The 24,277-nt window shown below is 44.5% G+C and carries 19 protein-coding genes; 4 read left to right on the plus strand and 15 right to left on the minus strand.

Going from position 1 to position 24,277, the window contains the following annotated elements; genetic code table 11:
- Positions 1–56: 56 nt before the first annotated feature.
- From QUB26_RS00840 to QUB26_RS00860, 5 genes are all read right to left on the minus strand, one after another.
- Positions 57–1,043, minus strand: coding sequence for a hypothetical protein (locus tag QUB26_RS00840; RefSeq protein WP_333316145.1), 987 nt, complete (start codon positions 1,041–1,043; stop codon positions 57–59).
- Between the two features lie 14 nt (positions 1,044–1,057).
- The gene (locus tag QUB26_RS00845) at positions 1,058–4,261 is read right to left on the minus strand and encodes a hypothetical protein (protein ID WP_333316147.1); all 3,204 of its coding nucleotides are present in this window, start codon (positions 4,259–4,261) and stop codon (positions 1,058–1,060) included.
- 62 nt (positions 4,262–4,323) lie between these two features.
- Positions 4,324–4,938: a hypothetical protein gene (locus QUB26_RS00850; RefSeq protein WP_172189735.1), complete on the minus strand. Its 615-nt coding sequence runs from the start codon at positions 4,936–4,938 to the stop codon at positions 4,324–4,326.
- A 136-nt stretch (positions 4,939–5,074) separates the two neighbouring features.
- Entirely contained in the window at positions 5,075–7,480 is a 2,406-nt protein-coding gene (locus tag QUB26_RS00855) for a hypothetical protein (RefSeq protein WP_333316149.1), read from the minus strand.
- 233 nt (positions 7,481–7,713) lie between these two features.
- Positions 7,714–11,283, minus strand: a complete 3,570-nt coding sequence (locus tag QUB26_RS00860; RefSeq protein ID WP_333316152.1) for a hypothetical protein — start codon at positions 11,281–11,283, stop codon at positions 7,714–7,716.
- A 188-nt stretch (positions 11,284–11,471) separates the two neighbouring features.
- Between QUB26_RS00860 and QUB26_RS00865 the strand changes: the two genes are divergently transcribed.
- Positions 11,472–11,696 carry a hypothetical protein gene (locus QUB26_RS00865; protein WP_015179627.1) on the plus strand — a complete coding sequence of 75 codons (225 nt, stop codon included), beginning with the start codon at positions 11,472–11,474 and terminating at the stop codon, positions 11,694–11,696.
- 239 nt (positions 11,697–11,935) lie between these two features.
- On the opposite strand, the gene QUB26_RS00870 is transcribed toward QUB26_RS00865, so the two are convergent.
- Together QUB26_RS00870 and QUB26_RS00875 are read right to left on the minus strand one after the other, a co-directional pair.
- Positions 11,936–12,559 carry a siphovirus Gp157 family protein gene (locus tag QUB26_RS00870; RefSeq protein ID WP_333316154.1) on the minus strand — a complete coding sequence of 208 codons (624 nt, stop codon included), beginning with the start codon at positions 12,557–12,559 and terminating at the stop codon, positions 11,936–11,938.
- A gap of 2 nt (positions 12,560–12,561) precedes the next feature.
- The gene (locus QUB26_RS00875) at positions 12,562–12,735 is read right to left on the minus strand and encodes a hypothetical protein (RefSeq protein ID WP_333316156.1); all 174 of its coding nucleotides are present in this window, start codon (positions 12,733–12,735) and stop codon (positions 12,562–12,564) included.
- Positions 12,736–12,800: 65 nt separating this feature from the next.
- On the opposite strand from QUB26_RS00875, the gene QUB26_RS00880 reads away from it, so the two are divergent.
- From QUB26_RS00880 to QUB26_RS00890, 3 genes are all read left to right on the plus strand, one after another.
- Positions 12,801–13,874 (plus strand): hypothetical protein, encoded by a 1,074-nt coding sequence (locus QUB26_RS00880; RefSeq protein ID WP_333316158.1) that lies wholly within the window; start codon positions 12,801–12,803, stop codon positions 13,872–13,874.
- 74 nt (positions 13,875–13,948) lie between these two features.
- Positions 13,949–14,359: a hypothetical protein gene (locus QUB26_RS00885; RefSeq protein WP_333316161.1), complete on the plus strand. Its 411-nt coding sequence runs from the start codon at positions 13,949–13,951 to the stop codon at positions 14,357–14,359.
- A gap of 54 nt (positions 14,360–14,413) precedes the next feature.
- On the plus strand, positions 14,414–14,761 hold the full coding sequence (locus QUB26_RS00890; protein ID WP_333147741.1) for a transposase: 348 nt from the start codon (positions 14,414–14,416) through the stop codon (positions 14,759–14,761).
- Between the two features lie 505 nt (positions 14,762–15,266).
- On the opposite strand, the gene recG is transcribed toward QUB26_RS00890, so the two are convergent.
- The 8 genes from recG to QUB26_RS00930 form a co-directional block, all read right to left on the minus strand.
- Positions 15,267–17,360 (minus strand): ATP-dependent DNA helicase RecG, encoded by a 2,094-nt coding sequence (recG, locus tag QUB26_RS00895; protein ID WP_333316163.1) that lies wholly within the window; start codon positions 17,358–17,360, stop codon positions 15,267–15,269.
- A gap of 562 nt (positions 17,361–17,922) precedes the next feature.
- Entirely contained in the window at positions 17,923–18,108 is a 186-nt protein-coding gene (locus tag QUB26_RS00900; protein ID WP_333147746.1) for a hypothetical protein, read from the minus strand.
- Positions 18,109–18,114: 6 nt separating this feature from the next.
- Positions 18,115–19,197 carry an alpha/beta hydrolase gene (locus tag QUB26_RS00905; RefSeq protein ID WP_333147748.1) on the minus strand — a complete coding sequence of 361 codons (1,083 nt, stop codon included), beginning with the start codon at positions 19,195–19,197 and terminating at the stop codon, positions 18,115–18,117.
- Positions 19,198–19,410: 213 nt separating this feature from the next.
- Entirely contained in the window at positions 19,411–19,695 is a 285-nt protein-coding gene (locus tag QUB26_RS00910; protein ID WP_333316165.1) for a GIY-YIG nuclease family protein, read from the minus strand.
- Positions 19,696–19,765: 70 nt separating this feature from the next.
- Entirely contained in the window at positions 19,766–20,104 is a 339-nt protein-coding gene (locus QUB26_RS00915) for a hypothetical protein (protein WP_333316168.1), read from the minus strand.
- A gap of 385 nt (positions 20,105–20,489) precedes the next feature.
- Positions 20,490–22,151, minus strand: a complete 1,662-nt coding sequence (locus tag QUB26_RS00920) for a relaxase/mobilization nuclease domain-containing protein (protein ID WP_333316170.1) — start codon at positions 22,149–22,151, stop codon at positions 20,490–20,492.
- 50 nt (positions 22,152–22,201) lie between these two features.
- The gene (locus QUB26_RS00925) at positions 22,202–22,603 is read right to left on the minus strand and encodes a plasmid mobilization protein (protein ID WP_333147757.1); all 402 of its coding nucleotides are present in this window, start codon (positions 22,601–22,603) and stop codon (positions 22,202–22,204) included.
- An 895-nt stretch (positions 22,604–23,498) separates the two neighbouring features.
- Entirely contained in the window at positions 23,499–24,185 is a 687-nt protein-coding gene (locus tag QUB26_RS00930; RefSeq protein ID WP_333147759.1) for a hypothetical protein, read from the minus strand.
- Between the last annotated feature and the right edge of the window lie 92 nt (positions 24,186–24,277).

A 24,277-nucleotide genomic window follows, 5' to 3' on the forward strand; every position in this document is an offset into this window, starting at 1 on the left:
CCCCATTCCCCCCCTCTCCCCCTCCCCCACTCCCCACTCCCTACTCCCCACTCCCCTTATTCACCCAGGGTGATGCCTCCCGGCATTTGAAAGAGTCCGGCTTGAGTAGAAGAAGCTGTAGCCGCCGCAGCATCCTGCCGTCTCTGGGCTGTGTTAATTTCGTTGAGTTCTTCAGCTTGTTGAGCGTTGAGAATGTTGGCAAAACTGCGATCGATTTGAGCTTGCTGGCCCTGCATGACTAAGGCACTTTGATTTTCTGCTGATAAGGCTGCTTGCTTAGCTGCGATCGCACTTTGTTGAGATATGTTTCTCATAATGTTCTGTGTGACATCTTGACCTTCTGAATCAGCACCCAATTCCATTGAATTTTGGCTCTCGCGATGAGTTTGCTCTACGTTTTGCTGGACAATTTCTTTCATCTGAGCTTGCTTTTGTTGAGCTTCTTTACTGAGAGTGGCTTTATTGGCTTCACTGACAGCACTTTCTCTTTCTGCGAGTTCGGCGGTATTCTCTTTGAGGCTGTAAGAATCTTGCGGTCTCTTCTCTAAAACAGCGGATAGTTTTGTCCCTTCGCTTTCGGAGGTGTTGCCATCCATTATGCTTTTAACTGCTTCTTTTAGGTCTGGAACTTTCAATTCTCCCAGGAATGAAGAGAGGGTTGACTCTATTTCACTGCTGAAATTTTCTACTTTGTTTAACAAATTGTCCCAGATGCCTGAGATGCTGTCGGAGATGGTGGAGATGGTATCTGAAATTTCGCCTGTTATGTCGCTAATTGTGTTTTCTATACCTCCTATTTCTTTCGGGTTGCTCAAGAAGTTATTAGCTGATTGTTGGATTTGGCTTTCTATTTGTTGATTGGGAACTGTGAAGCTGGAGCGGTTGAAAGTGCTGCTGTTAGGATTGTTTGAGGTGGGAAGCTGTGTTGCAGTCGGATTGCTGTCAGAGGTTTGAGCTTTTGCTTCAACAGAATTTAGTATTAAGCTCAGCCAAATTGCAGGAATGCCGAGGGCAAGTTTGACAAGAAATTTCGGTGATTTCATCGGTTTTTCTCCGTCTAGCTAGCAATAAGGTCTTGAGGGGATTTGTGTCCATTGATATCAGTGACTGCATTCTTGCCAATATTAGCTAATGAACGTCCTTCTTTAACGGCTTGTACATATTCAGAGGCAAATTGTTTGAGTGCTAGCAATTGCCCTTTTAACGTATTGGGATAGTGAGCCATAACTCGGGCGCGGGCCATCAATTCAGCTTGATTGTTAGCCACACTTGCTAATATCATTTCGCCTGGATAGTATCGGCTTTGCCAGAAACGACCTCCTTTTTCAATTAGCCAATTGGAATAAAGGTCGGCAGCTCTGGGAAGGAAAGCTTCTGTGGCATTTTGGCTAATAATTTCAGCCGGATATCCCAAATTTTTGATCCAAGAAGTGGCTCCGTTTGATGTCAATCTTCCGGTAATTCGATACACCATGTTTTGCATAATCATAGTTCCCGCACTACAATCGCAAATACTGTCGATATCTTGGGCTAGCAAGAGCACTGAAATGCCATTTTTTCTACCCACTGCACAGAGTTCGCCTACTACTTCAGCAAATCCGTCTTTCTTAAACAAAATCGAAAGTTCGTCTCCGATAAATAGGCTTTTAGGGTGAGAAAGTGCGTTGCGGATGCAAGCAGCATGGGCATTAATTGCCATCAGGTATTGGTCTTGTTCGTTGCCCAGACCGCTAAGGGCAAAAAACTTAACAGCGGGTTCGGGTGAAAATGTACTCGGTCTGCCAATTGCTTTCCCTAAAGGTGAGGCTAGTAATGCGTTGCATTGAGTGATAATTTGGTTGATGGCAATGCGGTCGAAGTCGGTAAAGTTTTGTAGGTTTAGTTGCTCTTTTGTGCAGAACTTTAGGAGGTTTGTGAGGGTTGGCATTTCTTGCCACGCGGTCGATTTCCAGCCTTTTTCAAATGCCGTATTGTAGCGCTCGATAATGTCTGGGTCTTCCAGAAATTTTTTCAGAGTTAGCAGCAAAATGGCATCGACTCGCTGCGCTAATTTTGGGTCGCGGACTTTACCCATGCTGATAATAGTCAGCGCTTTTCGGATAAACTCTTTCCATTGGTCTAGTCGGCGCGATCGCTCTTCTCTGTCAAAACGCCTCAAATCGGGTATTTCGAGTAGATTCGAGCTGCCAGAGGTGATGTCGTAGTACGCACCGTCGTCGCCTAAGAGTTTCACTGCTGTCTCAAAGGTACTGCCGCTTCCTGCTGAGATGTCCATACCGACTACTGGGATATTAGCGGCTATTGCATCGGCTGCAAATCGCCATCCCAAAACACTTTTACCGGAACCAGACTCGCCTGTTATGACAGCGCGGCTGGTTTGGTTGTGCATGAGGTCAACGTACACGGGTTTGCCGCCTTTGGTGATGAATTCAACTCCTTTTGAGTCGATGTCCCTTACAGCAGTTAAGGGCAAAATACCGGGGACAGTTTCGGTGTCTAAGGTGAGGCGGCGTTCGTTAATTAGCGAACTGCTGTGCAACAGCCAGCTTACAGTAATGGGCAAAGTTTCTAGCCACAGTTGCCAAGCAATGTTGCGCTCTCTTAATACCTTGGCAGAGCCGAAGCTGTGGGAGAGCATTTGGCAAGCGTGTGTTAGTTGCTCCGGCGTTGGTCGGTAGACTAAGAAGGTGACAGCAGCGTGAATTGCTCTTGCACCTTTGTACATTTTTTTCTGGGCTTCAAAGGATTCTTCCTGTTTGACTTCTGCTCCTACATCGCGACCTTGACCTTTTTCTAAAGCGCGTTTTTTGGCACTTTTTGATTGTTTAGCTTGCCTTGCTAAGTTGTCTTGAATAATAAAGTTGGGAGCGGCGCTAATTTCGACAACGGCTTCAGTATCGCGGACATAGCTGTTGCTCATAATTTTCCAGAGCCATTGCAGTTGCTCTCTGGTATTGAGCCAGCCGCCGGGGCCCTCTTCCATTGTGAGCACGCCGCATTCTGCGTTTCTGCCGGGAAGCAAAATGCGTGAGCTAGCTTTTCTGTGTTCCGGGCAGCTCGAACGGCCGCTCATACCTTCAATTAAAATGGTGCAGGCGTGTTTGTGACTGTTGATGGTTTCGGTTAGTTTGTAGTCGGAGGCGGTTTCTTTTAAGGTGAGAAGTTGGGGGATAGGGGGTACGGGTGCGCTGTTGAATTTTTGCCACAGCCAGCCCCATAGTATTTGGGCATTCATGGGTTGAATTTCCAGTCCGATTTTGGTGTTTAGCAAGAGTTCCCACCGGATGTAGCCTTGCTCGAAAGCGTCGAGCAGCAGTTGTTTGTAAAAGCGTTCAGAGTAGATGCGCTGGTTGCCTGTAAATTGTGCAGCAACGCTGTTGGCTGTGTTGACAATTCCATTGATGAATTTACTCAGAGGGTCGTTGGATTTGGAGCCAGATTGAGCGTTGAATGTCCAAGTGCAGAAAATAGTTTGGTTCCACAGTTGTCGGGTGCCTGCTAAGTTGAGTTCTTGAATGCGTTTCTGTTCGTTACGAACGAGTACAGAAATGGGTTTGAGGTGACAGTTGTCAGCCAATTCAGTTAACTGTTGCTGGCGAAGGCAATCGCTGCTGTAGCAGCCGGTGTGAAAGGTCATTTTTTCGCCTGGGGCAATGTCTTTTAGCCCCTCTTCTAAGGCGGTAGCTGCGTTGTTTACTTCCTGACGGTACAGAATGTTGTGAAAGCCAGCCGTCTCGAATCCGAATACAATTTGGTATTGACTGCCTTCATTCAGTAAGTAACCAGAAACTTCTCGACCATCCTTTTTGATAGTGACTAAACACAGGAGGTTTTGGTAGTTTTGGAAGGGCATAAGTCGGCTGTTACCTCCTTGTTGATTGGGAGCAAGTTTGGGTTTAAGTTTGACTCGGACTTGTGAATCGCTGATTCGGTGGCGAATCGGGTTTGGTCGGTGTTGGGGAACGGGAGAAAGGTATAAAAGATTACCGTTGTACCACTCATTCCCCGGCGGAGGTCTAAACCTGTCTACAAAAAGGTGAGGTTTGTTACCTGTCAGGAGCCACCAGCTTACAATTAGCCAGAAAGTAGTGATGAAAAACCAAGGCATTCCTAAGCTGAATAGGCCGTTGGTGAGGAGGTAGGAAATTACGGTGATTAGCATCCACGGAATTAGCTGTTCCGCTGGAATAATGCCGATGCTGGCTTGTTTGCCAAGAATCTTATTGACGGAAATAAAATCTTTATCTGGGTCTTTGAGCATAATTTAAAGGGTTTAGATTTGAGGTTGAGATGTGGGAAGACAAACCCTTCCCCTTTGGATAATTAAGCTCCACCTCCGCCACCGCCATTGCCAATGAAGAGGAAAGTTATTACGTCAATGGCAATGACAATGGCAAAAGCTAAGGCAACTTGAGTCACAATTGGTCGCCAGTCATTGCCTTGCTGCGCTTGGTTGTAAGCAAAAAGAGACGCGGCTGCTACTAACAAAAGGAAGGCTCCGCGAATTAAGTTGAAAATCAGTTCGATGACTTCGGCATCAATAGCTTCACCTCCTGCGGAAGCCGCTCCTTCTGCTAGCTCAGTCATAAATTCTTCTAAGCCGGAGAGGAAGATGGCGTTGGCGGGGGAATCGAGCACGGAGCACAGTGCAGTGGAGGTAATGATGGCAGTAGCAACGTGCCAAAATCGAATTTTGCAGCCGATATATCGCTCTACAATTGGAATTGCTTTAGCGGTGTGCCACAAACTCAAAAAGACTATACTGGAGCAGCCTAAAGTTGCAATTAAGAGCGGGTCGTGAAGGCTGAAGTAGATGAGTGAGGCCAGGCAAATGCCGATGAAGGGAATGTCGCCCAGTTTGATTTTCTGTTGTTTTAACCAGCGTAATAATGAGTTTTGATTTCGTTCATGTCTTGTTTTGTCTAAGTAAGTAGCCATGTCACTTGCTCGCTAAATTTATTGCTTAAATGCTAATTTAAGCTGCATCTACTGCCTGCAAAATCACCAAAAACGGTGATTTTCTACAGTGACAGTGACCCCCTCCAAATGGAGGGTGCAAGTGAAAAAAGTTATTTCAAATCTCCATCTCGGCTTCAGTTTTTCTAGCTTCCTGCTTGTTGGAGTTATGGTTTGGAGCGAGTTGCTGTTGGGATAGGAGATTTTCTACTTCTTCGGGTGGAATATCGCACAGAAGTACCTCAACATTACCTTTTTGGAGGCTGGCCTCAAAAACTATCTCGCTGTGAGAGTTAAAGCCTTTGATAGTACCCTTCGACTTGGATTTATCGCTGAATTCGACTTCAAAGTCGAGGCGCGAGCCTTGGGAATCGGTAAAGCTGACTTCATCTTGATTGCTTCTCTTTACCATTTCAGCTAGCCGCTCTTGGTTGACAGCTTGTTGAAAAATCTTTAAGCGGTCGAGTTCTTCTTTTTCTTCAGGTTTCAGGAAGTCGTTTGTAACTTCCCATTCTCCAGTTTTATCCTGTACTGCTGAAAACAGTTCCTCGCCTTCCTTAGTTTTTAAGCTGACAGCGGTAGAGGAGTCAAAATTTGTTACATAAAGTTTTGCTTGTCCAAAATCAACCCCGTCTTCTAATGCAATGCCTTCCGCATTTGCTTCTTCTTCAGCTAGGTTGTAAATTTTCGCCAGTGTTGCTGCAAGTTGGGCGTCCTGAGTAAGATTTTGGGCTGTCACAGTGATTTTTTTAGCAGTAGCGCTAGCGCTGCTGCTAGCTGGGATTGTTGATTCTAATGAAATTTTTTCACCTATTTCTGTTGCGTTTTGTACGAATTGGTCGCTGAGGGATGGAGTCGAGCTGTCGGGCGGTTCTACTTTTGCATCCGCAGCTTGAACGCCTGTCTCGCTTTGAAGAGAAAGTTTGTTTTCTAAAGCTTCTATTCGCTTTTCTAGGGTATCGAGTCGCTTTTCAAGTCGGTTGAGTGCTTCATTTATTTGTACGAGCTGTTCTTCAAAACTCGCCTCTGTGTCAATCTTAATAGAAGCCGTTTTTTCAGAATTGTTGTCTCTCACACGACCGGAAATTTTATCAACTTTTCCGTGGACTTTGCTAACCGCTTTAGCTAAGAGCATACCGGGTGTTGAGACAAATTCGGCATCCGGTTCAGGTAAGATGTTATGTTCCGGTTCTGGCTCCGGTTCAGCTATTGGTAAAGCTTCGGATTCGACCATTGCATCTGCAACTGAATCCGCTTCAACCAAGTTGGTAACCCGCTGCGAGAGCGAGTCTGCTCGCTGGCTTTGAGCTTTGAGCCTTTTGACAATACCGGCAACTTGGCGCTCTTTTCCAGCCTCAAGAGCAGCTTCTATAATTTGAGAAGCTGCTTTTTTCCCCATCAGAGTAGCGAGAACCGCAACTTGACCGCTCAGGCCGCTGACAGTTGTACCTTCTACCTCACTTCCAGAAATGGCTGTTCTACCACTAACTTGTACAGCAGCATCGAGGATACTATCGATGTTCTGGTCGTTTGATTTTTTGCCTTGAGGTCGCTGTTGGCTCGTTCGGGTTTTTGAAGGTGTGCGTGCTAAGGATTCAGCAACTTCTACCGCTTCATCTGTCTGAAGTTTTCTTTTGGCTTGGGATTTAGCTGATAATTCTTCGTCTTCCAAATCTTCTCGCTCAGAGTTTTGAAGGTGGCTTTTAGTTTGAGGCTTAGCTTTAGGTTGAGGTTCTTTGACTTCAAACTCATCTAGTTCACTTAGTTCATCTCTCGGAGAGCGGGTTAAGGCTTTAGATTTAACCAGTGGTTCTTCCGACTCCAACTCCTCTACGTCATCTTTTCGGGATCTTCTTTTGGTTTGAGAGTTGGGTGATGGCTCGTCGTCATCCGAATTTTCTATTTCATCTTTTTTTGATTTGATATTGGCTTTATATTTCGATTTGTGCGATGGTTCATCATCTTCTAAGTCATCTAGCAAATCGTCTTTTTTAGACTTGTTAACCGTTTGATATTTCGATCGACGCGAGGGTTGCTCATCCTCTAATTCATCTAGTAAATCGTCTTTTTTAGACTTAGTTGCAACTTTAGATTTAGACTTGGGGGAGGGTTGCTCATCATCCAATTCATCTAGTAAATCGTCTTTCTTAGACCTTGTTTTAGTTCGAGGCGAATCGAGTAATGCTTCAATTCCTGTTTTAGTAAATCGGTTGTCGTCCGGCTCTCCCAAGTGCTCCATCATGTACTTTCCTGTGGTAGAGCCGTACTCGGGTCGATCGCTCAAACTGAGGACGAGTCCGTTGTGCTTGACATCCACGCTAATGCCAGGTTTGCCGTCTGCTTCCGTTAGTTCTTCAATTGCATCGGCAAAATCTTCTACGCTGGTGAGTCCGTTTTCCAGGCAGTAATCTAAAGCTTTCTCGCAGCGATTTCTTAGGTAGTTGAGGATTTTCTTGCCCTCGGCTGTGTTAGGGGTGATGTAGTTTCCCTGGCTTCGGCTTCGGTATGCTGTTTTTGTAGCCATAATCTTTGTGGCGGCGTGAGTGGATATTTCCCATGAAATTCGAGCAGTGTGGCTACTGACTTCACTCAGAAGAGCGGTTTTGGAGAGTTAAAGTGACCCCCTCCAATCGGAGGGGGAATTGTCGTCTACTAATAAATAGTTCCTGTTTGGAACTCGCTAAAAAACTAACTGTTCGGTCAACGAGCTTTCTTGGCGTTCACACTTACCCGGTCTTAGATGTAGGGTAGTTGATGTTAAAGTTGTGTATCTGCATCTCTTTTTGGTGAAGATGTAGAAGCTAATTCAGCATCAACCTCTTTGAGGTATTTGATAAACTGAGAGCTGTTGTTTTCAGAAAGTTTCTTAATGATTTGACCTGTTTTCAAGTCAGCAGCCAAGACCGGATTATCAGCTTCATCTCTGACTAAACACCTAACATTATTGCGAGATTGGCTAATAAAAGCTGTCCAGTTCCCCACAGGGATTTTAGTTTCTCCAGTTTGGTTATATGCTTCAGAAATCGCATCTTTCAGCAATTGTGAGAGGTAGGCGGGGCTGGCAGCAATGTCTTGGGGTTGAGACGGCGGTTTATTTGGGGTAGGGGTTGGCGATACGGATTGCGATCGCTTTTGGGTAGGGGTTGGCGATACAAGTGATCGCTCTTGACAAAGAGTTGTCGATACGGATAGCGATCGGTCTTGACAAAAGGTTGGCGGGACTTCTGAAAGTTCCTCAACTGATTCAATTAGTTGCACAGAGCTAGGGTTGATGTTTAAGATCAGAGCGCTGCCTTTAGGGGAGGGTTCAATAGTGGCCTCAAAGGTAGTACCGATCGGCAATTTAGGTGAATTAGCAGAGAACATGGCTAGCTCTTGTCCGTCAAGAAGGACAATAGGGCTGCCGTCGCGTCTCGAACCGCTACCGCTAACAGAACCCACCTCAAAAGTCAATGTTTTCTGCCTCCATTTGGGACTGCTAAAGTCAACATCTTTCAAGTCATTGTACTTCTGTCCAATCAGTTCAGCTCTGTCAAACTGAAAGGTTTGCAATTGCTGGCAAATTTCATCTGTAAACAAATTGAGAACCAATGCTGCTTTAGGTGTTTGGTTTTGGGACTCAAGCCAAGTATAATCAGCAGGAGCTACAATGCGTGAACTGACATCTTTGGTGCGACCAAGACCATCGCGGTAGGTTAAGTCTAAACTGTCGATGTCGTTGACATTTTCGCAAAACTTCTTCTCAAGAATTCCCACCAGTTGGTCGCTGGGTTCAATTAAGGCAAAATTGACCATTGGCAGGCTCGGATGCAAAGTTGCTTCATATTTAATACCTTTGGTGTCTAACAATTCTTTCCAATGTCCAGCTAAGTCTTTGCCAACTGGCTGTCGCTTCTTATCCATGACAGTTTTATTGCTGCCGTCCCGTTCAAATTCCTCGAAAGGGACGCTCAGAACGTAAGTGTCTTTTGGCATTGCTTCGTGCAGTCGCTCGTACTCAGGTTCAAGGTTGAATTCAATCAGCAGTTGGCGAGAAAGTTCCTTACAAGCTTTGCGAGGGACTTCTAAGTTGGGATTTGCGGTTTCGACGTGCCACATAGCACTAGCAGCTAAAAACCGTTCTTCAGGGTCAGTCCAAGCTTCAGTTACATCGGCTCTTAAGCTCTCGTATAACTTGCTGACTGCTTCTTTAATTGCCTTAGAATCGCCGCCGCACTCCAAGTGAATTTCACCCATCCTTTCTCGATAGCGTTCCTTAATATCTTGCGCCCACCTGACATAATATTTCTCCCATTTTTCTCGCTCATCTAAGTCAGAAGGAGACTCAAACAAGTAGCGAAACTCGTCGCGGTGGCGGCTTTTTAGACGAGTCGGTTCCCACTCTGGATTAACAGCCTCCCTAGCGATGCAATTGATAGCGGTGCCGTCTCCTATAGGTAATGGCACCGTTTTGTAAAGCCTGGGGTCGTCTTTGTAGTCAAATAAGTAGCTTGGGTGCTGTTCAGACCACTGCTTAGCCTTGGACAGCAGGGTGGGGTGGTGGTCTTCGGTGCGAGTAGCACTTTTGGGGCTGTCCACTTCAATTTGCAGGGCATCAAACAGCTTTCCAAGAAGCTGCCGCTTCTGTTGATTGAATAAACTTTCTGGCTGTCCCGGTTCTGCTGCTGACGATTGCACTCTCCCGATTAAGGTAGCCACCCAGCCGATTTTATTTTGGGCTATGGCTACGGCAATTTGCCGCAATTTGGTATACTTGCGATCGCCATCACTATCGGTAGCTTTATTGTAGTCAACTTTCTCTCGCTTCTCAACTGCATCGTACTCATTCTCTTGATTAGCGTGCCTGGTTTCAGAGGCGATATTCGGCATTCGGGAAGCAGGCGTAATCACTAATTGATCGCCATCAAAATCGCATTGGTGATGCTGCATGGCTTGGTCTGGGTGAATGAAAACGCACCCTTTGTATTTCGTTAATGCGCGATGGCTTTTGTTGTCTACTGTGTAGCGGCGGATGTTATCTTTACTGACAATTGGGTATCGGGTAACGATAACTTCTGTGCCGTGCCGCAAGTGAGGCGCAACAATTGTACCGGGTTGGAGGTTTTCACAAGGTTGAGCCATTGCTGAACCGTGATGAATTGCTCCTTTAATTGCTAAGTCTTTCCACTTTTTAGCCAGTTGTTCTTGCATGAAATCGACGACTTTGGGAAAGTCGAGGAGTTGACCGAGTTTGTCGTTCCTCAAAATTGAAATTAGCCGGGATTCGTTGCGTTGGGCTTTTTCATCTGTTTCGTCTTCTAATCCGCTGCTGTCTTCGTGAAGGCTAGATTGAAAAGCAGCTTTTTTGTCGTGTTGCTCTACTAAGTATTTGGCAAGTTGCAGCCGGTTATTTTGCAAGTCAGCTAGCTTTTGGGCTTCTATTTTGGTCGGTGTGGCTATGTCAGCCCCAATAGCTGCTTCGGAATACCAAATCGAAAATTGCCAGGAATTTTCGTATTCAGTTACTTTGGCGTTGCCTCGATTTCCCAGTATAGCTTTGGGAAATTCGTAGTCGCCACAGGGGATAAGTTCAGCTAATTGCAATGCGGCAACTCCTTTGATAGAGGAGCGATCCATGATGATATCATAACCCAAGTCGGAGGTTAAATTAGCATCAGGCAACAGCGTTCCTTTGGCAAGAAAGCTAATTTCTGGGGTATGGCAGTCTTCTTGTCCCCATTCCTGCATCCAGGCAAATCTGAATTGAAAAGGTCGGTTGTAATTCCCTCCTAATTGTTGGGCTAGTGCCGGTGAAATTTTACCGTGACAGTCTCCGGTTTGCCACTTATGAGCTTTCGCTTTTTCACTCGGGTCATCGCTTTGAGAATCAACAATTTTGAGTCGCAAGGTTTCGCCGTCAAGGGAGCTATCTAACAATTTGGCTCCTTGGTTGCAACTGCTAACTAGCAGTGAGCCGTAGCGACAGGCGTGGTCGGGTTGGGTTTTGAATACGCTCAACAGTTGGGTTGAGAGTTCAATGTCTGCAAAGTACACATTTTTGCCGGAGCTGAAAGCAACTCTTCTGGTAATACCATCTCCGAAGTCGATGTTTTTGAGAGGGTCGAAGCTGCTATCATTTGGGTCGGGTTTAACGATGCTTAGGGATGCTAATTCTTCAGGTTCAAAAAGCAGTTCAAGCAGGGAGTTACGCAGCACTTCTGATTCAGCTTGGTACCGCCCCTTTGCTCTACCGTCAGTCAAGGACATATCAAAGACTGGGATTTTTAGTCCTTCCCCAGCTACCCATTCTGTGGAGCGATATTCTGGGGTAAGTTTTCTTCTGCTCATTGATTAGCTCCTGAATCCTAGTTTTTACATTTTTAGGACTTACGCACAGTAATAGTCCCGATTTTGACAAGGTTGTTACTTCACAAATTCCTGCTACTGAGTGATATTCTCCCCCTCCAATTGGAGGGTTTAGAAGAAATAAGTAGCGTGTTACAATCAGAATGACAATCCCAATGTGGAGAAAAAAAGTGAAAGTAGTTCGCACAACTACGGCTATGGAAAGCCAACGGGATTATTTCTCTGATAGCGATAGCGATGCACTTGCTCGCGTTGCTTTTGGAGAAGGTGAAAACAGTCAGCAGTTTGGCGGTTTGAGTTTTGATGCTGACGGGGTTATTAAAGGTAGAGCATCAACGTTGTTCAACGTCACCGAAGAACAAGTGGAGAACCCTCAATACTGGATTGATTTATAAGAGATACCGACCGAAATTAAGTCTTCGCTCTTACAAAACAAACGTGTCACATTGTAATACCATTTCTAAAAAGTCTTGCTACAATCTGCATCGTTGGGTTTATTTCACGAAATCAACCTACTGTTGCTAGCTACTGTTGCATGACTTTTCATAAATGGTATAATTCGGAGGTGTCTAATTCGGATATGTCTAATAATTTAGGTGTCAAATCAAGGTATTCCTGACACCTAAAAAGATGGCTAACGCCGTTTTTTGGACTGCGTTTTATCCGAAGAACGACTCTCAAGCGTCTGGTTGGCTTGAAGAGAGTGCAAATTGTTACCGGGAAGCAAGCTGTAAACCACTTTGCGCTTGCGGAAAACTCTAGTACCATCTACAGGCATTCCTTGTTTCCAAGCGTCTGCAATCGCCTTTTTGTCGGCAGAAATTACGGTTTTGGTTTCGACTCGACGATAGGGTTCTGGTAGTTGAGATGGATCGATCGAAACTTCACAGGTAGGCGGATTTTCCTTAACAGTAATGCGGCGGTGTTTGCCAATAATTTCTGAAGTTAACACGCCGCACTCGTTGAAGTAGAGAACGGTTTTGTCCAACCGCTCTCTCCACCCCTGGAGTTTGTTGAGAGCTTTTGAATGCAGTTCTATCAAATACTGCATCCGGGCTGTAATTCCTGCAATTTCGGCATCAATTTGGTCGGCTAAGTCGGCATGGGCATCAACCGCGAGTTCCTGGGTTTCTTGGGTTTGCCAAAGGGATTGCAGCAGTTGGTCGATTTCTTCTGAGCTTTCTGCAGATTCTAGTTGATGCCAAAGTTGAGCCGCAGTTATTGAACTTTGAGCAAGCGTCGCTGTGGCTAAATTCATGCTTAGTATCCTCCGTTGATGCAGGTGTGATAATAATCGCGGCGTTCTTCGAGTTGAGTAAGCGCAGCCATTGTTACCTCGTCGGATTTAAGAGAGCTTTGTTTGTCCTTTTGAATTTTGCTACCTGGTTGAGAATGAGTTAAATTTTGTGAGTTTGACTGGGTGATTTTTTGCATACAATTCAAAAAACTTTCTTAAAAATAGCGCGACCGCGCTCTAAAAAAAAGGAGTATTTAAAGTTATGAATTATCCTATAATTTTTTACCCAAAAGTGGTAATGCAGTTCTGCCATCAATATCCTTTGCCAGAGGCAACTTCTAGTTGTGCCACCTCATCCCAACTTCAAGAAACTCAACAATTCGAGCAACCTGTTGTTTTGCTGACTCCGCCTCAACCACCTGTGGTGTTACCTGTCAAGTTGCTGTGGTTAATTTGGGTGTTTTGGCTCTATGGTGCGATCGCACTTCCGCTATTAGCTATTTCTTGGGGTTGGCTGTGGTGGGAAATGCTGTTGGTAGTAGCTGCTTATTCATGTTTAATTGCGGCTGCTTATAGTTATGTGTTTGGTTGCCGTCAAAAACTGCTATCCAGGTATAAACAGCAAATTCTTGAGTACAAGCAACAAAATATATTATTTCATCAACATTTATCCTCGAATAAACAGCAAGAATTTTCTAATTTTAAGGTGGAAAAAGAAGGGTTGCAGACAGGTTTAAAAATCGCAAAACTTGAGTTGGATTCCAGAAATCGAGCGCTCAAGGATTTGATGTCACTTCGGGTTAGTTCTAAGGGCACATCTCAAGCTCGGCAAGGAGTGAGTGAACAACGCTTTTTACAATATTTGCAGCAATATTTCGAGGAAGTTGTCCAAGCAGCAGAGTTTAAAATTCCGTCATCTCAGAGGAGCTATTCAGCAGATTTTACTGTAATTCACACTCCATCTGGACTCGGAATTGATGTCGAGATTGATGAACCTTATGCTGGCAAATCTAAGAAGCCCACTCACTGCTGCGATGCTGACAGGGATATGCGCCGCAATCAATTATTCTTAGAGTGGAATTGGATTGTGGTTAGGTTTACTGAAAAGCAGGTGGTTCAGGCTCCTTTGAGCTGTTGCAAGTTCTTGGCGATTGCGATCGCCTTTGTAACGGGCGATCGCTCTTATTTAAAGCAACTGGAAACTGAGCCCGATTTGCTAAGCGTCAAACCTTGGACAACAAGAGAGGCAAGGGCTATGGCTAAAAGCAACTATCGCCTTACTTATTTATCTGGATTTGGCGTCGGTTCTGCTTGCAATCGGGTTTCAAAGTTTTGATGCGAGCGCACGCAATATCCGACTTATTGACTGCAATAAATGTTTATAATTAATACAAAGGAGATAAAATAGAGATGCTGTCATTTGAAGAGGGGTTCATTGAAAGTCAACAGCTCAACCAAAGACTTCTGCAAACAATTCGTTTGCTTGGAGAGTACAAGGGAAAGCAGGAGTTATTCCAACAACAAGCCCCACAAGTTTTAGGCACTTTGCGCCAAGCTGCGGTAATTCAGAGTACCGAATCTTCTAACCGCATTGAAGGCATTACTGTGCCGCTAGAACGGATTAAGAAATTAGTAACTGAAAAAACAACGCCGCGCGATCGTTCAGAACAAGAAATTGCGGGTTATCGGGACGTGCTAACTACAATTCACACCAATTATACCCACATTCCTTTTAGTACAGGGTTTATTTTATCAGAAAAATTGGGTTTAAAGCCCCGTCCTTCTAGGACGGCTTTAGTTTCTATAAAGTGTAAAGAATGATTAAACATACGCATTTTGTAAACATAGTGTTTCGTAATACGGTAAGATATTTGAATGATAACATTAGAGTTTAAGTTGAAAGCCAAAGGGAAGCAATACCGAGTCATTGACGAGATGATTAGGACGGCTCAATTTGTCCGAAATAAAACTCTTAGGTATTGGACAGAGAATCAAGGGGTTAAGTTAGTTGACCTGTACAAACAATGCGCCATTATGGCAAAAGAGTTTGAATGGGCAGGTAAGCTTAATTCGATGGCACGTCAGGCTTCTGCCGAACGTGCCATTTTTGCTATCCAACGTTTTTGGGCTAATTGCTTTCGCCAAGAAACCAGGAAAAAAGGGATACCCGCAGTTCAATTAGAGGGTTGCAGGAAAGGTGTCCGACAGTGGGCATTGATTTAATTCGCCGTTTATTGCGCCGGGAGAGAGATGCTGGGCGTTTGCAATGTCGGGGGCGAGGGGTAGATGCTCGCTGGCAAAAGCAGTAGCTACAGAACTTATGCACAAGCAACTGCGTGTTGAGTAGAATCATAAAACTCAACACTCAGTTGCAACTATTTATGCAATTAGTAAGTTGTACTGCATTTAAATTGTAGAGCTCAATGACCTTCAAAAATTGTCAAATCCTCTCTCCCTCGAACACCATAGACCAATATGCTTGGGTTAAGAACAATCTGACTTTTAAAAGATGCATATATTGCCATAAAATCGTAACAGAGATAGAATTCGTTAGAGAGCGTTAACCCAAGCGTATTGCACCATAGACAATAGAGTTGCATTGCATTTATTCGCTCTTCAATCAGGAAATTATCTGCGTTTATTTGCGTTGAGCTGTCTTGAATCTGCGGTTAACCTATTAATCAAAGATTTAGGCAATTCAAGTCTAATCTAGATGCACAACAGGTTATTAGTTAAGTGCTGCTTCTGCATCGAGTTTGTTAACCTGCTGTCGCCGGAACAATTCTTGTGAAAGTTCGGGCCACCTTTCCAGAGTGGGGTCTTTTGCGACTACCAACTGTGCTGCTTTCCTAGCTTGCTCTAGTATGGCCTGGTCGTTGATTAAATCAGCCTTGGCAAATTCTGGCAGTCCCGCCTGCTGGGTTCCTAATACCTGACCTGGCCCTCGCAATCTCAAATCCATTTCTGCTAGAAAGAAGCCGTCTTGCGAAGTTTCCATTATCTTGAGCCGCTCTCTAGAATTATTTGATTTGGAATCGCTTACCAACAAGCAGTAAGATTGTGCCGTGCTCCGTCCTACCCTGCCTCTGAGTTGGTGCAATTGTGACAAGCCAAATCGTTCCGCGTGTTCGATTAACATGACTGTGGCATTGGGGACATCAACTCCGACTTCAACAACCGTCGTAGAGACGAGAATTTGAGTTTTATGGGCAATAAAGTTGGCGATTTCTGTTTCTTTCTCGGCGGAATTCATGCGACCGTGTAGCAGCCCGATATTGACATTGCGGAAAATATTTTCCCTCAAGTACCGATGCTCCTCAATGGCGGCTTTGAGGTCAAGCCGTTCAGATTCTTCGACAAGTGGCAGAATGATGTAGGCTTGATAGCCCAGTTGGATTTGTTGTCGAATTATTTCGTGAGCTTTGTGGCGAGTTCTACTCGTAAATAGCTGAGTTTGAATTGGCTCTCTCCCCGGTGGCAGTTCGTCCAGCAGGCTGATGTCTAAATCGCCGTGCAGTGTCAGGGCTAAAGTTCTAGGGATGGGTGTGGCGGTCATTGTCAGAATGTGAGGGCTAATGCCTTTTTGCTGCAACTTGAGCCGCTGTTGAACTCCAAATCGATGCTGTTCGTCGATCGCCACAAAACCCAGTTTCTTAAAGCTTACAGTATTTTGAATCAGTGCGTGAGTACCGATTAGCAAGGGAAGAAGCCCCAAGTTTAATCCTTTGGCAATTTCTTGACGAATCTTAGCTGTTGTGGAGCCTGTTAACAGCGTTACAGACAATCCCAGCGGCTCAAACCATTCACTGAGTTTGCGGTAGTGTTGGGAGGCTAACACTTCAGTCGGTGCCATTAGTGCTGTTTGATAACCGGATTGAATTGCTGCAAGGATGGCGACTGCTGCTACTACTGTTTTGCCGGCACCGACATCTCCTTGTACTAAGCGATTCATCGGAGTTGGTTTGCTCATGTCTGACAGAATTTCGGCAATGACTCTTTGCTGTGCTTTGGTTAGGGTAAAAGGTAAATTCTTGTAAAGTTTTCTGAGCTGTTTTCCTGTTGAGTTTAGGGAGTATCCTGGCTGTTGTTGCAAGGTATATCGGTGCTGCAATAGCCTTAATTGCAAGTAGAAAAATTCATCGAACACTAAGCGGTGGCGGGCAGATTCGAGGGTATTGCTGTCTGGGGGACAGTGAATATGTGCGATAGCTTTTTGGAGAGCTATTAACCCAAAACGTTTGCGAAGTCGTTGTGGCAGCGGGTCTTCAATAAAACCAACACAGTCAAGTGCTGTACGAATACAATGCCGGACTAGCTCGTTAGTTATGCCTTTAGTTAAGCGGTAAACTGGTACAATAGAGGTCGTGCTGGCTTTAGCATCTTCAAAGCTAACAACTTTAACTGTTGGGTTGCTGATGGTTTTACCATAGCTATCTTGTTTGACTTTTCCTGTCACTAATACAATAGCACCTTGTTTGTAAAGTTCGGCTTGGTGGGAACGCCATAGTTGCGATTGGTAATAGCTGTGGTTGTAAAATTGAGTGCAAACTATTCTGCCGGTTTGGTCGCAGACAATCCATTTTTGTAATGTAAGTTCTGGTTTAGTACGGCAGTCGAAGATACTGTGGTTGATAATTTTGCCTGCAATTGTTACGCAATCTCCTGTTTTTGTCTCAGCAATCCGAGTGCGTTTGAAGGCGAGATGTTCTCTAGGAAAATAGTAGAGTAGGTCTGCAATGGTGCGAAGACCTAGTTTTGCTAATTTTTGAGCTTCTGGAACAGCAATCCCAGACAAATGTTGTAAGGTGAGAGTTAAATCCATATTTTTGAAGGGATTTGAATTGGCTGAGAGTTAGCCGCGAACGCGGCTCATTTCCCGAGGGCTAATCCATCTATCAACAAGGAGGAAAATTTTGGTTGGCGTGGCTGAATTTGGGTATTAAATTTGTAGGGGCAATCACCCCGTAGTTGCCCACCGCTGACGTGACGGGTAAGCACTCTTATAATTAGGGCTTGCTAAAAAAGTGTACAGAGTGGATAAACGAGACTAGACAGCTTGAAAAATAGTAGGTTCGTTGCCTAATTCCCAAATTTACCCAGAGACTTCCCTGTGAAAGTCCAAGGGTTTTGAACCTCGCTTATCTTATAACTTGTACTTGTTCGAGCCCAAAAAGATTGAAACCCTTATCTGGTCTGCCTTCTGTTTTTATTCAGTCAGCCCTAATTACGTATAGGCAAAATAATACTTTGATTCAGCAGCGCCACAAAACCTTTCTGGCGTAGTTTTTGGAATTTATAAGATTTTAAACAGAAGAGATTTATGGCAATAATTAAGACAGTTTGAGGCGCCTTTATTTAAGCATAAATGAGTAAAATTTCAATTTTTATTTAATTGGCTGGTAATCGGAATATTTCAAAGCCAAAGCCAAAAAAGGTTCTGTATAATACAAAGCAAGTTGATTGCTAGGGCCATTAAAAACTGCATCAAAGGCGTGTTCAGCCCAAGGAATTTCGAGCAAAATAGTACGCGCGGCGAAGCTATCCCGTAGGGAATCGCCCGTGGCTCGCAATCGTTCCTAGAGCGATCGCCCAAACTTAGCCTGAACGATATGATCGCGACCTGCATAAACCAGTAGGCAAGGGGGAAGATTGGGTTTAATATAATTAATGGGGGAAGCCCGGTGGTAAAGCTCATTGAGTTCGTTTGGGGTTCCTCCCAGAAAGGCACGCAAGACGGCTCGAACGTCGATCGCATCAGGAAAAGATGGGTCATTGTATCCCCCAATAAGGTCGTTTGGCCCGTAATAGTTCACCACTGCTCTAACTGGAAGCACACTAGAATCATAAGCAGTTAGCATTGCTAAATGGGCACCTGCAGACCTTCCCATCAAAGCAATTCGATCGAGATCGATGGACCAATCACCAGCATGAGTTTTGATATAGGAAAGAGCGGCTTGTACATCCTCAAGCTGAGCAGGAAATCGATACTTGGGAGCGTGGCGGTAAGCAATTGCAACCACACAATAGCCTTGGGCGGCCATGTAGCGGCTGAATTCCTCATTGGAATCGGGATTGCCTCTCTGCCAAGCTCCCCCGTAGAGTGTGATAATCGCCGGATATTTGCCAATTTCCACCGGCCGATAAAGGTTTAGTTGCAGTGAAACTCCGTCAGGGTTGGCAAATCCAATAGCCCGATCGATCCTAACCTCTCTAATCGGAATTCCCCGGAACGCATCTGCTAGGATAAACGGTTGAGGGTGTAGCTGCGCGCGTAGAGCTTGAGGAACGGTTGCTAAATAGTTTGTTCCTAGAACTGCTTGCATTTCGGTAGCTATTGCTGCATTGGCTTCTGGGAATTGCATCAGGGGAAGCAGGCTCAGAATTAGGGCGAACAGGTTACAAATCGGTAAAATAATGTAGACTTTGCGTTGATGTCGTCTGGGCCGGTTCAGCAGAAGGGCGATCGCATTGATACCGACTAACCAAGGACTAATTTCTGGTGCTCCCACCGCCAAAGGGTACAGAAACAGCGTGGGTGCTGGTACGATGACCCATAAACTGAGAAATAGCGCGATCGCACTCAAGAACCAAGGGATAAATTGCGAGATTAAGAACGCTGCCAATAATGGTAACTTTTTGCGGCTATTCTTGGGGAGCATCGGATTTTCTGCTCCTAATTTTTAATCAGCTTAAACTAATATGGCGGTTACTACTAAGTGTGAGGTATGGTAGCAGTAATCTGTAAACCAGCTAGCCAGGATTTGAGAGAGAATTAAGTAGGTCAAAGATACAGAACGATAGTTCACGCCTACACGCATTTGTAGGACAAAACAGTTCCGGTCAAGCATCAGTGTTGCAAACATTGCATTATCTTAGTTTACCAAATTTGTGCAAATAGGGCAGAAGCGTTTGTGGTTCTTTTGCCTCTTGATTGTTCTCTCAAAACTTTTGTCTGCAACCCAGCATTCTGCCAGAACAAATTTTATTCCGCGTTCTCGGGCTGCGCCGCAAAACTTAGCCCCTCTGCCTTTTTTATGCTGATAAAGCCTTTCGTCCAAATCTTTAGTCCAGCCGACATAGTGTTGAGACGGATGAGTCGGACATATCGGCTGCTCAAAGTGCAGGAGATATACATATCCTGCTATTGTGTTTGCCATTTTTGAATGTGGTTTTAATGTTTGCTATTGGCTGCCGGAGAAACAAACTTGTCTCTCCGGCATAATTGAATTACCAGTCGATTTTTAGCTCGCAGTTTTTGTGGCTGCCGTTGCTGCTACCATTGCTGCTGTCGTTGTTGCTGTCGTTGTTGCTGTCGTTGTTGCTTTCGAGAGGGAATTGGAAGTTTAATGCCAGCAGTTCTTGTTCAATAATTGACTTTCGATTTTGGACTTTTTTGTCTCTCAAAAGTCGCAGAGCGTGGATTATTTTGTCGAGCGTTTGATAGCTTGTTTGTTGAAAATTCAGTACAAGTGTTGTTTCCTTGCCCATGATGTACAGTTCGTTTTCTGTTTGGTGGACGCAGGTTAAATTATTGAAGTAATAGGTGTAGGTTTGCGATAGTTCCATTTTTTTTTCCGATGCTTTATTTTTGGGCGCGACAGCGCTCATAAATTTGTTTTTTCGTAAATGTTAGTGAGTACGATAAAATGTATAAATAATTTATTTTTACCCATGTTGACTCACAAATTATTTGAGCAAGCACGGCCTCAATTTACTTAATAGTTACGCCAAAATAGTTGATAAATACGTTAAAAAAGCTGTCAAAATTAGTGGTAGCAATATCAGTAATTGGTATTCCTGCCTGGTAAGAATAATTGGGGGGATAAAACGGTTTACCCACCGTTATCAAAACCCTGAGATGCCAGAACTACCCAGTAATTTATGTCGCAACCAGGAAATTTGTTAGCTAGCGCTTTTATTTAATAAAAATCAAATTTTTAAGTGGCAATAACTAATCCAGTTCGAGGTTTTGGGTGTGCTGTTTATGCTGTTGGTGATTTTGTTTATGAGTTGGCTGTTCTTGTTCAATTAATTGTATCCAGATATCATTCCAACTTGACGGTGGATTGACAAGTTCTGCATCGGGTAGCAACGATCGCGCATTTCGAGCGAGCTGAGAATTTTCTGCAATCGCTATAATAACGCTATCGAGTTCTTGTAAGAATTGTATAGGTAGTTGTGAAGCTCGTTCAATTCCTAGGTAAATTGTGGGTGGTGCTGTTGTAGAGTTATCCTGTTCAATAAGCAAAAGTGAAAGGGCTTCGATTGGGTTACAGGCAATTACAGCTCGCTCAATTTCTCCGGTAGTGGCTACCCAGAAAGCAGCTTCAGATGACAGGGGATGGGTTGTAGTAAAGTTGCCTCTTTCATCGAGGACAAAAGCGAACCGGGCTTCCCCGTCAAGCGTCCGTCCTGTAAAGACAGCCTTTTCTGAGCCGGCATACAGCCAAGAATGAGAGTGCAATTTTTCAAGCAATTCTAAAGGTAAACTGTACTCGACTGCTAGATGCGAGCGCACTTTTTGCCACTGAGTTTCATTCCTTTCAGGCAGGATAGACAGTTGTAACTCTAACTCATTTGCTGTTGCAGGAATTGCAGGCGCGGTTGCTGCTAGCTCGGATTGTGACGACTCTAACTCATTTGCTGTTGCAGGAGTTCCAGGTGCGCCTGCTACTAACTCGAATTGTGACAACTCTAATTTATTTTCTCTTGCAGGAGTTGCAGGTGCGGTTGCTACTAACTCGGATTGTGACGACTCTAGCTCAGTTTCCTCTGCCTCACTGAGGGCGATAGCTAAGTGTTGTGGCTGCATTAAAGCCTCAATTAGGGCGTTATCTCGCCCTTTGTCATAGCTAACGCCTCGATGCTTCTGCAATCCAGAAAAAGTGTAGGCTTTACCCAACTGAGTGCCACTTAAAGCGACCCCATCTAAATTGTAAGAAATGCCTTTACTCAAGCCGATTCCAGTTCGAGTCAATCCGACTTGCACCTCTACGCCTTGTTGCTGCAACCGCTCAACGAATTCTGGCATACTTGGGTTGTCTTGGGTAACTTCATCAATTAGGTCTTGCAATTGCACCCTGACGCTCTTGTTTCCCTTGCTTTTTAATTGTCTGTGTTCTCCTGTAGTCTGAGCTCGTTTGTCTGTTTCCCAACTGGGTGTAACAGTTTCCAGGCTGTAGTTCCGTTCGAGTTGGCGAATAGTTTCTTGGCTTTTGTAATAATCCCAGCTATCGTCAACGACACCTCCATCTAGACAAATGCGACTGGCGACGATGTGAATGTGGTCGTGTTGTGTATCGCTGTGCTTGACAACTGCGTATTGGTTGTTGTCAAATTCCATCGCTTTCATGTAGTTGGCTGCAATCGCCAGCCAGCGTTGGTCATTTTCTTCAGAATCTTCTAGTTTTTCGGTGCTATCGACAGATAAAGTGGCGTGAAAAACTGCTACTTTCAGGTTAGGTCTTAGTTGTCGGGCGATCGCAAATTCAGCAGCCAGTTCTTCAGGAGTTTGTCCGCACATAGTACCGCCAATTAGAGCGGCGTCTTTTTTGCCCAGCACGTAGTTCAGACAGCCCCGAAAGCCTGTACCTTTAATTTGTTTGCCAATCATAACCGTTTCGCAGTAGGTTTATTACATCAATTTCTCAGGCTTGTTAAAAATTAGCGGACTGTAGAATTGGTAAGGTTTGCAACTATTGCTTTAATTGTAGCTTGGTTCTCTCGAATGAGTTGCTGTACGCTTTCTAAGAGTCCTTTATTGACAACAACTGGTTCTCCCAATGCCACAGCACTATTGCAAGCTTTAGTAATTTGATTGAGGTTGTTTCCTGCAATCCTCAATTGGGTATCAATCTTGCACAAAACTTGATAGGCTTTCAAGTCAAATGCAGCTAGAGGGCGTGGCATGGTTCTCCTCAAAGCTGCACGGCGCATGAAGTCGCTCATGCTTAAATTTACTTGCTCTGCTCTTGCTTTGATTTGATTGTAGTCAGAGTCAGTTAGGCGAATGTGAATATGGTTGGATAGCAGCTCTCTAGGTTTGACGGACGGTAAAGTCTTCATAGTTTTTAATCAGTAAAAACCTCTTACCAAGATACAAGTTAACAACTGTAATCGACAAGCGCTATTCAGGTGATTTTATCCCCCCCAATTGGAGAGGGCTGTTTAGACAGTTTATTAAGGTAGAGACTGAGTATAATTTTCTTTATTTGTATAGAATAGTGGATTTAGGTGCGATCGCACTTGAATAAGTGATGAGCTTGTTGAATTGCTTTTGAAGCATTTTCTCCCTCTAATTTCTTAGAGCTATAGAATATTCAGCTTAAATCGTAGTACAAATAGTTACAGTTGTCATTAAAGCTAAAGAAAGTATTAAACCCGACCTTACGGTTAGGCTTCCGTAAAAGGAGGGTGCATTATTTCTCTTCCTGCACGTAAAAGTGCGGTTTGTGATCACAAAACCATTGCTTGCTACTAATCAAGAACAGCCAAAAGCAGCCTCAACCAGCAAAGGCAGTCTCTGCACAAAAAAGCAGTAATTTGACCGAAAAAGTCAGGCATTTGCAGGATATTTACAGGGATTTGCAGGTAAAGTGCACCCCCTGCAAATACCTGCACTTGCCTGACTTTATACTGCAAATCCCTGACTTTATACTGCAAATCCCTGACTTTAGCTGACGCAACAATTAGCTAATTTTTTAGCGTTTTTAACAACAAGTGGATTGACTTAATAGTCAAGTTGTGGCATCGGAATTGAATAAAAAATCAAGTTGAGCAAGTGTGAGAAAATTGGCAGGTAGCTAAAATTTATGAAGTGATTTTGTAGTGTAGTACCCACTATGCCAGCAATAAAGCTGAGGCTGGACTATCTGGTTTTTGCGTTCCGTTGAGGCTGTTCGCGAGTGTAAGGCTTACCTCGATCGAGTGTCCGCTGCTGTCTATTGCTAGCAGTTAACTACTAAACTACCATCGCCAGCCTTTCAATTCTTTGCAAGAGCAAGCGAGTGCGACCTGAATTTTTAGCAACGGGTGAGAGGAAAGCAGGCGCGATTTCGCACAGATTTGCAAGCTCGGCTCGAAACCATCCTGATAAAAATGCTTTCACTTCATAGTCAGCTTGTTGCACTTCCTCGAACAAACTAAAACGCCCGTCAAGCAGTGCCACAATGTCTTCAATATCAGAACTAAAATAAAAGTTACCCCCGCCTCTACCCATGAAAGCTTCTATTTTGGAAGCGAGGAGATAAGGCGTTGAAAAAATTAGGATTTGCCTACCACTTGGAAGTTGGTAGCGAATAGAGTTAGCAATGCCCGGCCTGTACCAGCGATTGGAAAACCCTAATACAGAGGAGTCGCACGGCATGACATCAATTGAAATGCCCTCATACTGCCAGCGACATAGGGGTGCACCTGATTCTGTAGTCTCTTGAAGCCCAAGGGTTCGCAACAAGTTCGAGAAGTTGTAATATTCAGCTCTGGACATGATTTCGACAACACAATCAACATCATCGGTAGGTCGAATGTCAGGAGCAGCCACTTCGTCCAGATACAGGGATATCGTTGCTCCTCCTGTGAAGACGATGGTAGTGCGTACTTGAGAGAGTATCCGGGCGACTGTTTCCAGCATGAATATCTGCTGATTCATAGAGCGACGATCCTCTTTTCAAGTTCGCTAGCGGCTAAACGTTGCTCCCGCACCCGACCAACTCGAATAGCGTCAATCAAGCTGAGCAAGGC

The sequence above is a fragment of the Microcoleus sp. B4-C1 genome, from assembly GCF_036705285.1.
GTDB lineage: Bacteria > Cyanobacteriota > Cyanobacteriia > Cyanobacteriales > Microcoleaceae > Microcoleus.

Bases quoted from the DNA above. Each gene is read 5' to 3' on its own strand.
- QUB26_RS00840 (WP_333316145.1), bottom strand. From the start codon at position 1,043: ATGAAATCACCGAAATTTCTTGTCAAACTTGCCCTCGGCATTCCTGCA.
- QUB26_RS00845 (WP_333316147.1), bottom strand. From the start codon at position 4,261: ATGCTCAAAGACCCAGATAAAGATTTTATTTCCGTCAATAAGATTCTT.
- QUB26_RS00850 (WP_172189735.1), bottom strand. From the start codon at position 4,938: ATGGCTACTTACTTAGACAAAACAAGACATGAACGAAATCAAAACTCA.
- QUB26_RS00855 (WP_333316149.1), bottom strand. From the start codon at position 7,480: ATGGCTACAAAAACAGCATACCGAAGCCGAAGCCAGGGAAACTACATC.
- QUB26_RS00860 (WP_333316152.1), bottom strand. From the start codon at position 11,283: ATGAGCAGAAGAAAACTTACCCCAGAATATCGCTCCACAGAATGGGTA.
- QUB26_RS00870 (WP_333316154.1), bottom strand. From the start codon at position 12,559: ATGAATTTAGCCACAGCGACGCTTGCTCAAAGTTCAATAACTGCGGCT.
- QUB26_RS00875 (WP_333316156.1), bottom strand. From the start codon at position 12,735: ATGCAAAAAATCACCCAGTCAAACTCACAAAATTTAACTCATTCTCAA.
- QUB26_RS00880 (WP_333316158.1), top strand. From the start codon at position 12,801: ATGAATTATCCTATAATTTTTTACCCAAAAGTGGTAATGCAGTTCTGC.
- QUB26_RS00885 (WP_333316161.1), top strand. From the start codon at position 13,949: ATGCTGTCATTTGAAGAGGGGTTCATTGAAAGTCAACAGCTCAACCAA.
- QUB26_RS00890 (WP_333147741.1), top strand. From the start codon at position 14,414: ATGATAACATTAGAGTTTAAGTTGAAAGCCAAAGGGAAGCAATACCGA.
- recG (WP_333316163.1), bottom strand. From the start codon at position 17,360: ATGGATTTAACTCTCACCTTACAACATTTGTCTGGGATTGCTGTTCCA.
- QUB26_RS00905 (WP_333147748.1), bottom strand. From the start codon at position 19,197: ATGCTCCCCAAGAATAGCCGCAAAAAGTTACCATTATTGGCAGCGTTC.
- QUB26_RS00910 (WP_333316165.1), bottom strand. From the start codon at position 19,695: ATGGCAAACACAATAGCAGGATATGTATATCTCCTGCACTTTGAGCAG.
- QUB26_RS00915 (WP_333316168.1), bottom strand. From the start codon at position 20,104: ATGGAACTATCGCAAACCTACACCTATTACTTCAATAATTTAACCTGC.
- QUB26_RS00920 (WP_333316170.1), bottom strand. From the start codon at position 22,151: ATGATTGGCAAACAAATTAAAGGTACAGGCTTTCGGGGCTGTCTGAAC.
- QUB26_RS00925 (WP_333147757.1), bottom strand. From the start codon at position 22,603: ATGAAGACTTTACCGTCCGTCAAACCTAGAGAGCTGCTATCCAACCAT.
- QUB26_RS00930 (WP_333147759.1), bottom strand. From the start codon at position 24,185: ATGAATCAGCAGATATTCATGCTGGAAACAGTCGCCCGGATACTCTCT.